This window comes from Pseudofrankia coriaricola (genome assembly GCF_001854805.1).
In the GTDB taxonomy this organism is placed as follows: domain Bacteria; phylum Actinomycetota; class Actinomycetes; order Frankiales; family Frankiaceae; genus Pseudofrankia.
Window position 1 is genome coordinate 14,330 of record NZ_MBLO01000251.1, and the last position, 13,522, is coordinate 27,851.

Here is a 13,522-nt window from a genome sequence, read left to right on the forward strand (position 1 = left end):
GGCCCCGGACCCCCCGAGGATCCGCGGCAGCGGATCTCCGGGGGAGGTGTCCCCCCGGGTCGACATCGCGGGCACTGGGGAAGCTGCCCGAAGGGCAGCGAACAGGGGTGTCCGCCTCGCCGCCGAGCTCACCACCCGCGGTCGGCGTAGCGGGCCGCCGCGGGCAGCTCGCCCACGTTGATGCCGACCATGGCCTCGCCGAGACCGCGGGAGACCTTGGCGATCACACCGGGGTCGTTGTACATCGTCGTCGCCTCGACGATCGCCCGCGCCCGCTTGGCCGGGTCGCCGGACTTGAAGATGCCGGAGCCGACGAACACGCCGTCGGCGCCGAGCTGCATCATCAGTGCCGCGTCCGCCGGGGTGGCGATGCCGCCGGCTGTGAACAGCACGACCGGCAGCTTGCCGAGCCGGGCCACCTCCGCGACCAGGTCATGCGGCGCGCGCAGCTCCTTGGCGGCGGCGTAGAGCTCGTCCGCGGGCAGCGTCGACAGCCGGGCGATCTCCCCGCGGATCGTGCGCATGTGCACGACGGCGTTGGACACCTCGCCGGTGCCCGCCTCGCCCTTCGAGCGGATCATCGCGGCGCCCTCGGAGATCCGCCGCAACGCCTCGCCCAGGTTCGTCGCGCCGCAGACGAACGGGACCGTGAACGCCCACTTGTCGATGTGGTGGTGCGGGTCGGCCGGGGTGAGCACCTCGGACTCGTCGACGTAGTCGACGCCCAGAGCCTGCAGCACCTGCGCCTCGACGAAGTGCCCGATCCGGGCCTTCGCCATGACCGGGATGGAGACGGCCTCGACGATCCCCTGGATCATGTCAGGATCGCTCATCCGGGCGACGCCGCCCTGGGCGCGGATGTCGGCGGGGACCCGCTCGAGCGCCATCACGGCGACGGCCCCGGCGTCCTCGGCGATCTTGGCCTGCTCAGGTGTGACCACGTCCATGATCACACCACCCTTGAGCATCTCGGCCATGCCGCGCTTCACGGGCATGGTGCCGGCCTGCCTCGCCGGCCCGGCGGGCGCGGGGACTCCGGCGGGCGTTCCAGCTGGCGTAGCTCCGGCAGGCATGGCGATCCGTCTCTCTCGGGTGTCCTCGTCACGGTCAGGTGCTCCGGTCATGTCCCGCGCCGGTCGGCCCTCGGCCGTGGCGGCCGCGTGCCTCCTGTCGTCCCGACGGACCACAGAACCCGCGCGTCGGGGCCGGACAGGGCAGGCATTGGAAGGCGGTTCGGGGCTTTGCCCCAGCCCTCGGCCGGCCTTCCCGACCGGCCTCAGGTGATCCCCGGCCGGCCGCCACGGCCAGCCCTCACCGCGCCCCGGGCGGACATACCACCACCATGGTACGGCCGGACGCCGCACCCGACCCTCATCACGACACGTCCCGCTGATCACTCCCGGCGGCTGGCGCCCCCGGCCACTCCGCCGCTCCGGCCACCACCGCTATATGGCTCCGCCCGGAACCACCCGGGTCGGGCGCCCAATGCCCGGCGGCGGGGCGCCCAGCGGCCCGCCCCGCGCCGGCAGGGCGTCGTCGATCTCGAAGTAGGCCGGCAGCGGGCGCCGGCTGCCCAGGCGCGTCATCCGCACCAGGCGCCGGCCACGCAGCGCCCGCAGGTCGCGCACCGCGTCGTTGTGCAGCTGGCGGGCAAGCGCCACCCGGGCCGCCGCCGAGTCGACGGCGTGCAGTAGCTCAGGGGCACCCTGGCCGGCGCTGCCCACCTCGGGCGCGCGCAGCGCACGGCTGAGCTCGTTCTCCGTGTCCTCGACGCCGTTGTCCAGCGACGCGCCGGCCCGCAGCGCCGCATGCCCGGCCAGCGCCTGCTCGGCCGCCGCTGCCAGCGAGACGAGCCCGCGGCTTTCGGCCAGTGCGACCGCCGCCTGGGCGCGGGCGGCGAGCTGGGCGACCAGCCCGGCCCGGGCCGCGTCCACCCGGACGCCGAGCCGGTCGAGGCGACGGGCGATCCAGGTGAGGTAGGTCGCGATCGCCACCACGACGGCGACCACGGCCACGACGACTGTCATTCCGGGCAGCGTAGACGACCAGGCGACCGCCCGGCCCGGGACGTCCCAAGCATCACAGAACCTTCCGCCCAGGAAGGTTCAGGCGTCCGCGGCGGAGGCCAGGGAGACGGGGTCTGCGCCGGCGGTGACCATGCGGTAGATGTCGACGATCGACTCGACGATCACCGGCCAGTCGTAGCCGGCGACGAGGGCCCGGCCGCGCCGGGCGAGCGCGGCGCGCGCCGCGTCGTCGCCGAGCAGGTCGGCGAGCCCCGCGGCGAGCTGGGCCGGCTCGCCGACGCCGAACAGCCGCCCCGCCCTGCCGTCGTCCAGCACCCGGCGGAACGCGTCGAGGTCGCTGGCCATGACGGGGGTTCCCGCCGCCATCGCCTCCAGCAGCACGATGCCGAAGCTCTCCTGGCCGGTGTTCGGCGCGCAGTACACGTCGGCGGAGGCGAACACCCGGGCCTTGTCCTCCCCCGGCACGAGGCCGACGAGGTCCACCCGGTCACGCAGCGGTGGGTCGAGCCGGGATCGCACCGCCGCCACGTCACCCGGGCCGGCGACAAGCAGGCGCACGCCCGGCACCCGGCGGGCGAGTTCCGGGAGCGCGGCGAGCAGTACGTCCAGCCCCTTGCGGGGCTCGTCGATGCGCCCGAGGAAGCACACGGTGTGCCGCGGCGGCTCGTAGCCGGGCAGCGGGCGGGCGTCCGCGAACGCGGCGACGCGCACCCCGTTCGGGATCAGTACCGCGCTGGTGCCGAGATGCTCGACGATCGTGCGCCTGGCCGCCTCGGAGACGGCGATCCGGGCTCGCAGTTTCTCCAGCGATGGCTGGAGGGCGCCCTGGGCGGCGGTGAGGATCTTCGAACGCGGGTTGGCCGTGTGGAAGGTGCCGATGATCGGGCCGTCGGCGAGCATGCAGGCGAGCAGGCCGACGCTCGGAGCGGTCGGCTCGTGGACGTGCAGCACGTCGAAGTCGTGCTCACGCAGCCAGCGGCGCACCCGCGTCGCCGAGACCGGGCCCATCAGCACCCGGGACACCGAGCCGTTGTACGGCACCGGCAGCGCACGGCCGGCGTCGACGGCGTAGGGCGGCAGCGCGTCCGCGTCGTCGACCGGAGTGATCACCGACACCTCGTGCCCGGCCGCGATCAGCGTCTCCGCCAGGTCCCGGACGTGGACCTGCACCCCGCCCGGGACGTCCCAGGTGTAAGGACAGGCCAGCCCGACCCTCACCGCTCTCCCGGCCCCGACGGGCCGCCGTTCCCGCCGGCCTCGACGTCACCGTTCCCACCGGCCGCGCCACCGGGCGCCGCCTGGCCGGCGGCCCGCTCCGGCGCCGCCCCGTCCGGCTCGTCCAGCCAGACACGCTGCAGCATGTGCCAGTCGGCCGGGTGCTCGACGATGACCGCCGCGAACGCGTCGGCCATTTCCTGGGTCATCGTCGCCACGTCGGTGTGCTCGACGGGCGGGAAGATCCGCCCGCGCCACGCCTTTCCCTCGAACCAGAGCGTGGTCGGCAGCAACGCGGCGCCGGTGCGCAGCGCGAGCGCCGCCGGCCCCGCCGCCATCCGCGCCGACGCGCCGAAGAAGTCCACGGGCACACCGCGCGCGGACAGGTCCCGGTCGGCCAGCAGGCAGAGGCAGCCGCCGGCCAGGAGCCGCTCGATGAGCAGCGCCGACGGCGGCTCGGCGCCGCCGGTGAGCGGGATGACCTCCATCCCGAGCGACTCGCGGAACGCGACGAACCGGTCGAACAGCGACTCGGGCTTCAGCCGCTCGGCGACGGTGGTGAAGGGCACGCCGGTGCCCGCGAGCCAGGCGCCGGCCTGCTCCCAGTTCCCCATGTGCGGCAGCGCCAGGATCATGCCCTTGCCGGCGGCGTACGCGTCGCGCAGGTAGTGCTCGTCGTGGATGAACATGTCCCCGATGTAGCGCTCGGGCGGCATGTCCTGGAGCCGGAAGACCTCGAGCCAGTAGCGCGCGTACGAGCGCATTGCGGCCTTCGTCAGTGCGTCGAGGTCGGTGCCGTCGGGCACGGCGTGCGCAAGGTTCGACCGCAGCCGCCGCACTCCCTTGCCACCGCGGCGGGTAGCCCAGTCGGCCCCGGCGGCGAAACCGCGCGCGGCGAGCCGCTCGGGCAGCGCGCGCACGACCCGCCAGCCCACGGCATAGGTGAGGTCGGTGAACCGTCCGGAGGAGGGCACGGGACGCGGCCCCCGGTTCAGCCGGCCGAGGTGACCGGACCGGCCGCCTCGACACCGACGACCGCGCCGACCACGGCCCTCTGGCCCACCGGGCCGGCGGCCCGATCAGCCGAAGCCCCGTAAGCGGGCGCCCCGTTGGCCGCCGCCCCGTTGGCCGAGGGCTGGTCAGCCGAAGGCTCGCCAGCCGGCAGGGCGTCGGCGCCCGCGGCCTCCGGCGACGCGGCACCCGCGCCGCCGGAACGCTGGAACTGCCGGTACACGTGCCAGATCCGCTGGATGACCGTGATGACGGTCGCCGCGGCGAGCACCCACAGCGCGATCGGCAGCAGGTACGGCACACCGAGGCCATAGAGGCCAGAGGCGACGAGCAGGACAAGCAGCCGCTCGCCGCGCTCGGCGAGGCCGACGTTGCAGGTGAAACCGAGGCTTTCCGCCCGCGCCTTGACGTAGGACGTGACGGCGGCCGCGACCAGGCTGATCAGCGCCGCCCCGGCCAGCGGCAACGAGTCGCCGTCGCCCGCGTACCAGATCACCAGGGAGCCGAAGACCGCGCCGTCGCCCAGCCGGTCGGAGGTGGAGTCGAGGAAGGCGCCCCACTTCGACGAGATCCCGCGAGCCCGAGCGATCGCGCCGTCGATGAGATCCGAGAAGACGAACAGCGTGATCACGATGGTGCCGAGGAAGAACACGCCCCGGGTAAAGAAGCCGAGCGCGCCGCCGACCACTCCGACCGTGCCGATGATCGTCACCAGGTCCGGGGAGAGCGACGTCCTGGCCGCCCATCGGCTGAACGGCTCCAGCAGCCGGTTGATCTGCGGCCGCGCCTTGCTAGCGAGCATGTCCGTCCCGTCGTGTCCGGCGCGGTGTTCTTCGCGCGGGTTCACTGTATTGCTGGTTCGCTCCGTCCGGGCACGGCGCTACGGCCCCTTCCTTGCTTCGCTGCGGAAGGGACCTCCGCGCCGCGGGGTTCCTGCCGGATCGACGGAGCCTGCGGAGTCGATCTGGGAGGTCCGCCTCCTCCGCTCACGGGCGCTCCGGCGACCTCGCTGCGGCCCGCCTACATCGCTGCGCTCGTAGGCGGGCCTCCGCGAGGCGCGCCTCCGCGCCCAGCACGGTCACCCGCCGATGGAGCGTCACGGACCGGGCCAGGGGGGTGGTGTCGGAAGCACTTCGCTGCGCTCGTGCGGTGGGTTTCGCGTCCGAGCGGTGGCTTCCGCAGGGATCTAGCTTCGGGTCAGGCCCGGTCTTGGATTGGTGATGTTGCGGCGGCACGCAACCGGGCTGGCGCGGAGGCGCGCCTGCGCGGAGGCCCGGCCCACGAGCGAAGCGACGTGGGTTGGGCCGCAGCGCAGGTCGCCGGAGCGCACGTGAGCGGAGGAGGACACGGCGCGGAGTGGTCGTCCGAGCCGCCAGGCGAGGACGGCCACGGAGCGCCGTGCCCGGACGGAGCGAACCATGACAACCTTCCCGCCCGGCCCCAGGCTTGTCCCAGAGCGAACCACCGGACTTGTGCTTTAGGTCACATGAGCGCAGGCTGGGCGGCGACGTCAGCAACCGGGCGACGTCAGCGAACCGACCGAGCGCGGAGGCCGAAGGAGGCACGAACGAGCATGATCTTCCTGTCGGCGTGCGGCGGCCTCCACTGTCTGGATCCCAGGCCCCCAGAACGTCGGGCCAGGGCGCGGAAGGGCCGCATGGCGCGTGATCACGGCGTGGCCGCGGGTCCGGAGGCCCCGGAGCCGGAGACGTAGGGGCGCTCGGCAGGACCCGAACGGAGGCCGAGATGCCGTCTGCCGCGGCTAATGTCCGCAACGTCGTCCTCGTGGGTCACACCGGCGCGGGAAAGACCGCGCTGGTCGAGGACCTGCTCACCGTGACCGGCGCCGCGAGCGCCGGGCAGAGCCGCGAGCAGGCCCGCCACGGGGACGGCGAGCACCGTTCGACCCGCGGGATCAGCCTCACGCTGTCCGCGTTGCGCCATCGAAACATGACGATCAACCTGCTGGACACCCCCGGCTACCCGGACTTCGTCGGCGAGCTGCGCGCCGGGCTGCGCGCCGCCGACGCCGCGCTGTTCATCGTCAGCGCGGTCGACGGCATCGACGGCGCCACCAGGGCGCTGTGGGCCGAGTGCTCGGACGTGAACATGCCACGCGCCGTCGTCGTCACCCGCCTCGACCATCCCAGGGCCGACTTCACCGCCGCCGTCGCCGCCTGCCAGGACGCCTTCGGCACCGGCGTCCTGCCCGTCTTCCTGCCCGACGGCGCCGCCCAGGGCGGTGACGAGGCCCGCCTGGTCGGGCTGCTCACCGGCCGCGTCGTCGAGTACGGCCGCGGAGGCCGGCACGAGGTCGACGAGCCCGCCGGGCTCGACGGCACCTTCGAGGCGGCCCGGGGCGCGCTGATCGAGGGCATCATCGCCGAGAGCGAGGACGAGGGCCTGCTCGACCGCTACCTCGGCGGTGAGGAGCTCGACCCCAAGATGCTGCTCGACGACGCCGAGACCGCCATCGCGCACGGCTCCTTCCACCCCGTGCTCCCGTTCGCGCGCGCCACGAACGGTGCCGGCCCGCCCGTCGGCTCGGTCGAGCTGCTCGACATGATGGTCGACGCGTTCCCCTCCCCCGCCGAACACCCGATGCCGCCGCTCACCCGCTGCGACGGGTCGGACTGCCCACGGATCTCCGCCGACCCGGACGGTCCGCTGCTCGCCGAGGTCGTACGCACCACCACCGACCCCTACGTCGGGCGGATGTCGGTCGTGCGGGTCTTCTCCGGCACGCTGCGCCCCGACGCCACGGTGCACGTATCAGGCCACGGGCGCGCCGCCGCCGGCCACCCCGACCACGACGTCGACGAGAAGATCGGCGGGCTGTCGCTGCCCGAGGGCACCGCGCTGCACCCCGTCGACGCCTGCCCGGCCGGCGGCATCTGCGTGGTGACGAAGCTCGGCACCGCCGAGACCGGTGACACCCTCTCCGACCGGGACGACCCACGCCTGCTCGCGCCGTGGGCGATGCCGGAGCCGTTGCTGCCGATCGCGATCGACCCGCGCACCAAGTCCGATGAGGACAAGCTGCCGGGGGCGCTCGCGCGCCTGGCCGCCGAGGACCCGACGGTGACCGTGCGGACGGACACCGAGACCGGGCAGCTGCTGCTGTGGTGCATAGGCGAGGCGCACGCCGACGTGCTGCTCGACCGGCTCGCGAGCCGGTACAGCGTCGACGTCGACCGCGGCGAGCCGCGGATCGCGCTGCGCGAGACCCTGCGCGGCGCGGCACACGGCCTCGGCCGGCACGTCAAGCAGTCCGGCGGGCACGGCCAGTACGCGATCTGCCAGATCGAGGTGGAGCCCCTCCCCGCTGGCTCGGGCCTCCAGTTCATCGACAAGATCGTCGGTGGCGCGGTCCCCCGCTCGTTCATCCCGTCCGTGGAGAAGGGCATCGCCGCCCAGATGGCCAAGGGTGTCGCCACCGGCTGCCCGATGGTCGACATCCGGGTCCGCCTCGTCGACGGCAAGGCCCACAGCGTCGACTCGTCCGACATGGCGTTCCAGATCGCCGGCGGCCTCGCCCTGCGCGACGCCGCCGCGAAGGCCGGGGTGGCGCTGCTCGAGCCGATCCTGGAGGTCTCCGTCCTCGTGCCCGACGAGCACGTGGGCGCGGTCATGGGTGACCTCTCGGGCCGCCGCGGCCGCGTGATCGGGATGGAGCCCCTGGGCGCGGGCGACGTCGGTCGCACCGTCATCAGGGCGGAGGTCCCCGAGCTGGAGATGATCCGCTACGCCATCGAGCTGCGTTCCCTTACCCAGGGCACCGGCACCTTCACCCGCTCCCCGGCTCGCTACGAGCCCATGCCCGACCATGTGGCATCCACGATGATCCGCGACCGCGCCAGCTGACCTTCTGCCCCGGTCGAGGCGCCCCCGCCTCGACCGGGCAGAAGGCGGACTCGTACCGCTGTCAGCCCTCGCCGGCGGTCTTCTCCCAGGCGTCGGCGATCAGCGCCCTGGTCTCGCCCAGCAGCGCGGGCAGCACCCTGGTGCCCCCGATCACCGGCATGAAGTTCGTGTCCCCGCCCCAGCGCGGCACCACGTGCTGGTGCACATGCGCCGCGATCCCCGCGCCGGCGACCGACCCGAGGTTCATCCCGGTGTTGAACCCGTGTGCCCCGCTGGCCAGCCGCAGCGCGCGCAGCGCCCGCTGCATGAAGAACGCCATCTCGGTCGTCTCGTCCGGCGTGAGGTCGGCGTAGTCGGCCACGTGCCGGTACGGGACCACCATCAGATGCCCCGCGTTGTACGGGTAGAGGTTGAGCACCGCATAGACCACCGCGCCACGGGCTACCACGAGCCCGTCCTGGTCGGTCATCGCCGGAATCAGGCAGAACGGGCACCCGTCGCTGTCCGACCGCCCCTCGCCTTTGATGTAGGCCATCCGATGCGGTGTGTACAGCCGCCGGAATGCGTCCGGCATCCCGACGCCCGCCTGCTCGTCCAGCCAGATCCCGCTCGGCGTCGAGCCGTCCGCCACCCCGCTCAACCGCCTACCTCACATCCCTGCCATCCCGCACCGCGCCCCCGACCGTACCAGCCCCACTGGCACCGCCAGCCCCACCCGAATCCCGCCTACCTGCCCGCCGGGCAGCCAGTCGCGCGCCCCGACGACTCCGCGGCACCGCTACCCGGATCCGCCACCGGCCGTCCCACTGCCCATCCAGGCCAAGCCCCATACCCGCCGGCAGCCCGCCCCAACCAGGGTGACGCCCGGCCTGCCGCCGTCCCGCCCAGGGTGACCCGCCCCCCTCTCCCGCCCAGACCGGGGCATAGCCCTAGTCGATCAGTGGCCACCAACTCGGCCACCGTTCAGACTCGGACCGACACCCGACCCGAGGAGACTCATGACCCCCGGCCGCCCAAGCGCGACCAAGTCCCCGAGCAAACGGGAAGCCGAAGCAATCCCACCCCTGATTCCGTCCAAAGCCCCGCGACCCGACACACCCATACATCGCCGCACAAGACCAGAACCTCGTCGCGACGCCCCCCTCCAGCACCGCACAAGACCGGATGCCCACGGCGACGCATCCCAACATGGCCCCGCAAGTCCGGAAGTCATGATGACGCACCAAGCACTGCCGTACCAAGCCGGCAGCCCATCGCGCCGCACCCGAAACAACGCCACGCAAGAAACGAGAAAGGCCGCAACGCGCGAAGCGCGAGCGGCCGGGGGTGTCGGGGGGCAAAGCCCCCTGACCCCGGGGGTTCCAGGGGGTCGCCCCCCTGGGTAGACATCGCGGCCGGTGGCGAAGCCGCCCAAAGGCGGCGAGCAGCCGAATCCCGGCTCGTGGGCGTACGTGGTTTCGAACCACGGACCTCTGCCGTGTGAAGGCAGCGCTCTACCCCTGAGCTATACGCCCGCTAGTCGCAGCCGAACTCGATCTCTGGCCGGATGGTCGAGTAGTCCCTGACCGATCATCTCGTCGATCAACCACTCCACCGACCAGTCCCTCGATCGACTGACTGTGGGACTCAGCTTACACAACCCGATGGGAGGGATGAAACGGCGTGCCGCATGGGCTCCGCGTGGGTCGAGCCTCGCGTCAGGGGCATGTCCGTCCCATGTCTGACTGATGTTCGGTCACTGGGGCTCCTGTGGGCGTTGGTCGGCACTCGCCGTGGTTGAGGACCGCGCCGCGGGGAACGATGTCGGGGCACGGCCACGGCAGTGGGGTCCGTGTCCGGGAGGTTCCCGGTGGGGTCGCAACGAGGACCGACGTCGCCTCCCGGTGGCTCGGACCGACGCCGGCCCCCCGCAACGGGGACCTGACGGATGTGGGCGCCTCTCCCAGAGACTCGCGACGCGGATCTTTGGGGATCCAGGGCTCCCCGGACGGGCAACTCGCCCGAACCGTCGTAACAGATGTTGTCTTGGCATAACCTTGTTTCCTACGAGACGCAGAGTGGGAACTATCTCGTTACACGGGTGCTCGCCCGCACCACCGCACCGCTGAGAGGCCGCCCGATGACTATTCGTCACGATTCGATCACCGCAGAACTCGCCCTCCGGCTCGTCGTGCCAGGGGGTGCCCCGGTCCCAGTCGCCGCGACGGTCCGGTATGAGCCCGACGACCCATATGCGGTCAGCATCGGGTTCCGCACCGGAGCGGACGAGGTCGTCGAGTGGACCTTCGCCCGGCAGCTCCTGAGCGACGGCGTCCGTCGCCCGGCCGGTGACGGGGACGTCCAGGTCTGGCCCGCGGCGCAGTCGGGCGGCAGGATCGTCTGCCTGTCGCTGTCGAGCCCGTCAGGGCACGCCCTGTTCGAGATGCCCCGCTCAGAGGTGCTGGCGTTCCTACGCCGCACCTACGCGGCCGTCCCTCTCGGCAGTGAGAGCGACGTGATCGACCTCGACGCCGAGCTGGCTCTCCTCATCTGGGGTGGCCCCGACCGGTGATGCGCCCGGGTCGGGCGCCGCCAGGGCCCGACCCGCGAATTCCGGTGCGGGCACCGTCCGGCGAACGACATATCGCCAGGCCCGTCCGGTGGGCCCCCCACCGGACGGGTTTTTTCGCCCCGCAATCCGGTTGGGCACCACACCGCCGACATGGCGCCACGGCCCAGGCCGCGACCGACGCCGCCGGCTGCTCTCACGATCACCCAGGCCAGACGTCCCGCTCCGGCGTCATCCGGCCGACCCACCACTTCCGGGGTACCGCATCGCCTACGCAGGCAAGCTCATCGAAGCGCCACCAAGTGCCCCAGGCCGACAGCCCTCCGCCGCCAAGCCAACCACCCGCGGCCCCACCAGCCCACCACGACAAACCCACCCCGGCCGGCAAGATCGGCAGCCCATCGCAAATCGCCCAAACACGACCACGCAGAGCCGGCACCTCATCGGGACACACCAAGCGCGGCCATACAAAGCCGGCAGCCCATCGCGCCGCACCCGAAACAACGCCACGCAAGAAACGAGAAAGGCCGCAACACGCGAAGCGCGAGCGGCCGGGGGTGTCGGGGGGCAAAGCCCCCTGACCCGGGGGTTCCAGGGGGTCGCCCCCTTGGGCAGACATCGCGGCCGGTGGCGAAGCCGCCAAAAGGCGGCGAGCAGCCGAATCCCGGCTCGTGGGCGATACTGGGATTGAACCAGTGGCCTCTACCGTGTCAAGGTAGCGCTCTCCCACTGAGCTAATCGCCCGAAAGGGTTTTTACACCCGTGTAAGTGCGAGGCGGAGGCGGGAATCGAACCCGCGTACAGGGCTTTGCAGGCCCTTGCCTAAGCCACTCGGCCACTCCGCCGGAGGAGGCCTTGACGGGCTTGACCTCGTGACCTCGCTACTTCCGAGCGGACGACGGGATTCGAACCCGCGACCCTCACCTTGGCAAGGTGATGCTCTACCAACTGAGCCACGTCCGCGTGCGTTGCCTACTGTACAGGACCGAGATCCTGTCACCATGACCGTGTCTCACGACTCGATCACTAACCGGTAGGTTCGCCGCCCTCCGGAGTCTAGCAGAAGGCCCAGGTTGCCCCGGTTTGCCTCCCTTTGCCGCTCCCCATCGGGTGCAAGGTGAACTCTAGCGGACGGCGGGGCCGATCGTCGAACAGCGCGCAAGCGTCGTCCAGATGTTGCGCGATACCCCGCGCCATCGGTCTGTCGTGGGCACCCGAGTGAGGCATCTTGCCCGCTCGGAGCGCCACGCCCGGCCGGTCTCCGCCCACGCGCAAGGCTCGGCCGCCCAGCCCCCATCGTCATCATCACCACCCACCCGAGCCTCAGCACCCCGGCTGCCGCCACTCCGCGGCACCATCGGGTGGTGGCGTCCCGCGGCGCGCACGGTTTGGCTGCCACCAGTCGCGCCGACGCCCTCGAGACCCAGGCTCCACGCCTCAGGTCCCCGCCGCGCCGTCCTCTGTCGGCGAGTTGTGGCGGCTCAGCCCGCCTATGGACGTGCGCATCCGACACAGTCCGCGCGCATCCGACACAGTCCGCATCGCGTCGTCCGACCTGTGTTGGATGCGCACGCCTATGGGCGGGCTGAAGCGACACAGCTCGACCGTCCGGCGGAGCCCGGCGGAACGGTGCCTGAGGCACCGCCGTCGCGAGCCCAGCGGGACAGCCGAGGCCCCTCGCGATAGGCCCCCAGCGGCCGTGTCAGCCGCATACAAGCAGTCACTCTAAGGGATCGACACTGGTAGCGGACCTCGCCCCGACCGTCCGAGAATGACCGGCCGGATGTCGCGCTCCTCAGGCGTTCAGCTCGCGGGTGCGGTGAGGTAGCGGGCGATGCCGGTGGCGATGCCGTCGGCGGCGCGCTGGCGCCAGGCGGGGTCGCTGACGCGCGCCGCGTCAGCCGGGTTGCGCATGTTGGCGCACTCGACGAAGACCTTGGGAACCGTCGACAGGTTCAGGCCGCCCAGATCGGACCGGTCGACGATGCCCTGGTGGGTGGGGAGGTAGTTGGCTGGTGCCTCACCGGTCGAGGACGCGAAGGCGTCGCGCAGCTGGGTCGCCAGCCGCCCGGAGGCGACCACGATGCCGGCGTTCACGCTGTCGGGCGCGCGGTCCGGTGCGATGACGTGGAACCCGAAGCCGTCCGCTGGGCCGCCGTCGGCGTGGATGGAGACGGCGGCGTCGGCGTGCGCGTCGGCGCTGGCCCGGGCACGCGCGTCGACGCACGGGCCGACGCCGGTGTCATTGTTCCTAGTCAGCACGACGGTGGCGCCGCGGTCGCGCAGCAGCTGGGCCGTCCGGTTCGCCACGTCCCAGGTGAATGCGTGCTCCGGGTAGCCGGCGTCGGTGCTCGCGCCGACGGTGTCGCACTCCTTCAGGAAGCCGCCGGCGTCGACCTTGCGGTCGATCTGCGCCGGCGCCGCGCCGTTGCCACCGTCATGCCCCGGGTCGAGCACGACCACCCGCCCGCGCAGGTCGTCCTCCGGCGGCACCGCGCCGGGGGCCGCGGAGCTGGGAACCACCGGGCTGGGGACCGCCGTCGCCGACGGGACCCCGCCCGGCACCGCCGAGGCGGGCGCGTCGCCAGCCCCGCTCGCGCCGGCCGCTCCGTCCACGGCGGCGTGCCCCGCAGACGGGGCCCCACCGGCCGCGCCGCCCGCCAGCACGGCCACCAGTACCGCCAGGAGCAGCACCACGGCCGCCGTCAGCGCCAGCATGGGCCGCGGTACCCCCCTGCCGGCGGCGAGCGGCGACCGTCCCGCGAGCACGTAACTCCGCTCGCTCTGCCGGGACGGCCCTTTCCGGCGCCCCCCGACCGCCTGCCGCGGTCGCGGCCGCGGCGCCGCGCGGCCACCG

The 13,522-nt window shown here is 72.7% G+C and carries 9 protein-coding genes and 4 tRNA genes; 2 read left to right on the plus strand and 11 right to left on the minus strand.

Features of this window, described 5'->3' with window-relative positions; translation table 11 throughout:
- Positions 1-128 precede the first annotated feature (128 nt).
- From pdxS to pgsA, 5 genes are all read right to left on the minus strand, one after another.
- Positions 129-1,073 carry a pyridoxal 5'-phosphate synthase lyase subunit PdxS gene (pdxS, locus tag BCD48_RS35920; protein WP_071052868.1) on the minus strand — a complete coding sequence of 315 codons (945 nt, stop codon included), beginning with the start codon at positions 1,071-1,073 and terminating at the stop codon, positions 129-131.
- 372 nt (positions 1,074-1,445) lie between these two features.
- Complete coding sequence (locus BCD48_RS35925) at positions 1,446-2,027, minus strand: hypothetical protein (protein ID WP_071052869.1); 582 nt, start codon at positions 2,025-2,027, stop codon at positions 1,446-1,448.
- 78 nt (positions 2,028-2,105) lie between these two features.
- Entirely contained in the window at positions 2,106-3,245 is a 1,140-nt protein-coding gene (locus tag BCD48_RS35930) for a glycosyltransferase family 4 protein (protein WP_071052870.1), read from the minus strand.
- Positions 3,242-4,216, minus strand: a complete 975-nt coding sequence (locus BCD48_RS35935) for a phosphatidylinositol mannoside acyltransferase (RefSeq protein ID WP_083419719.1) — start codon at positions 4,214-4,216, stop codon at positions 3,242-3,244. Before BCD48_RS35935 ends, BCD48_RS35930 begins: the two co-directional genes overlap by 4 nt.
- 17 nt (positions 4,217-4,233) lie before the next feature.
- Positions 4,234-5,055: a phosphatidylinositol phosphate synthase gene (pgsA, locus tag BCD48_RS35940; protein ID WP_083419724.1), complete on the minus strand. Its 822-nt coding sequence runs from the start codon at positions 5,053-5,055 to the stop codon at positions 4,234-4,236.
- 944 nt (positions 5,056-5,999) lie between these two features.
- Here pgsA and BCD48_RS35945 point away from each other — a divergent pair.
- Positions 6,000-8,117 carry an elongation factor G-like protein EF-G2 gene (locus tag BCD48_RS35945; protein WP_071052871.1) on the plus strand — a complete coding sequence of 706 codons (2,118 nt, stop codon included), beginning with the start codon at positions 6,000-6,002 and terminating at the stop codon, positions 8,115-8,117.
- Positions 8,118-8,178: 61 nt separating this feature from the next.
- Here BCD48_RS35945 and BCD48_RS35950 read toward each other — a convergent pair whose 3' ends face one another.
- Complete coding sequence (locus tag BCD48_RS35950; protein WP_071052884.1) at positions 8,179-8,691, minus strand: HIT family protein; 513 nt, start codon at positions 8,689-8,691, stop codon at positions 8,179-8,181.
- 868 nt (positions 8,692-9,559) lie between these two features.
- Positions 9,560-9,631 (minus strand) — tRNA-Val (locus tag BCD48_RS35955).
- Between the two features lie 605 nt (positions 9,632-10,236).
- On the opposite strand from BCD48_RS35955, the gene BCD48_RS35960 reads away from it, so the two are divergent.
- The gene (locus BCD48_RS35960; RefSeq protein WP_007520135.1) at positions 10,237-10,668 is read left to right on the plus strand and encodes an SsgA family sporulation/cell division regulator; all 432 of its coding nucleotides are present in this window, start codon (positions 10,237-10,239) and stop codon (positions 10,666-10,668) included.
- A gap of 669 nt (positions 10,669-11,337) precedes the next feature.
- Here the strand turns inward: BCD48_RS35960 and BCD48_RS35965 are convergent.
- The 4 genes from BCD48_RS35965 to BCD48_RS35980 form a co-directional block, all read right to left on the minus strand.
- A tRNA-Val gene (locus BCD48_RS35965) sits at positions 11,338-11,409 on the minus strand.
- A 29-nt stretch (positions 11,410-11,438) separates the two neighbouring features.
- A tRNA-Cys gene (locus BCD48_RS35970) sits at positions 11,439-11,510 on the minus strand.
- A 45-nt stretch (positions 11,511-11,555) separates the two neighbouring features.
- A tRNA-Gly gene (locus tag BCD48_RS35975) sits at positions 11,556-11,628 on the minus strand.
- Positions 11,629-12,468: 840 nt separating this feature from the next.
- On the minus strand, positions 12,469-13,434 hold the full coding sequence (locus BCD48_RS35980) for an N-acetylmuramoyl-L-alanine amidase (RefSeq protein WP_071052872.1): 966 nt from the start codon (positions 13,432-13,434) through the stop codon (positions 12,469-12,471).
- Positions 13,435-13,522: the final 88 nt, after the last annotated feature.

Bases quoted from the DNA above. Each gene is read 5' to 3' on its own strand.
- BCD48_RS35950 (WP_071052884.1), bottom strand. From the start codon at position 8,691: ATGCCGGACGCATTCCGGCGGCTGTACACACCGCATCGGATGGCCTAC.
- pdxS (WP_071052868.1), bottom strand. From the start codon at position 1,073: ATGCCTGCCGGAGCTACGCCAGCTGGAACGCCCGCCGGAGTCCCCGCG.
- BCD48_RS35960 (WP_007520135.1), top strand. From the start codon at position 10,237: ATGACTATTCGTCACGATTCGATCACCGCAGAACTCGCCCTCCGGCTC.
- BCD48_RS35945 (WP_071052871.1), top strand. From the start codon at position 6,000: ATGCCGTCTGCCGCGGCTAATGTCCGCAACGTCGTCCTCGTGGGTCAC.
- BCD48_RS35925 (WP_071052869.1), bottom strand. From the start codon at position 2,027: ATGACAGTCGTCGTGGCCGTGGTCGCCGTCGTGGTGGCGATCGCGACC.
- pgsA (WP_083419724.1), bottom strand. From the start codon at position 5,055: ATGCTCGCTAGCAAGGCGCGGCCGCAGATCAACCGGCTGCTGGAGCCG.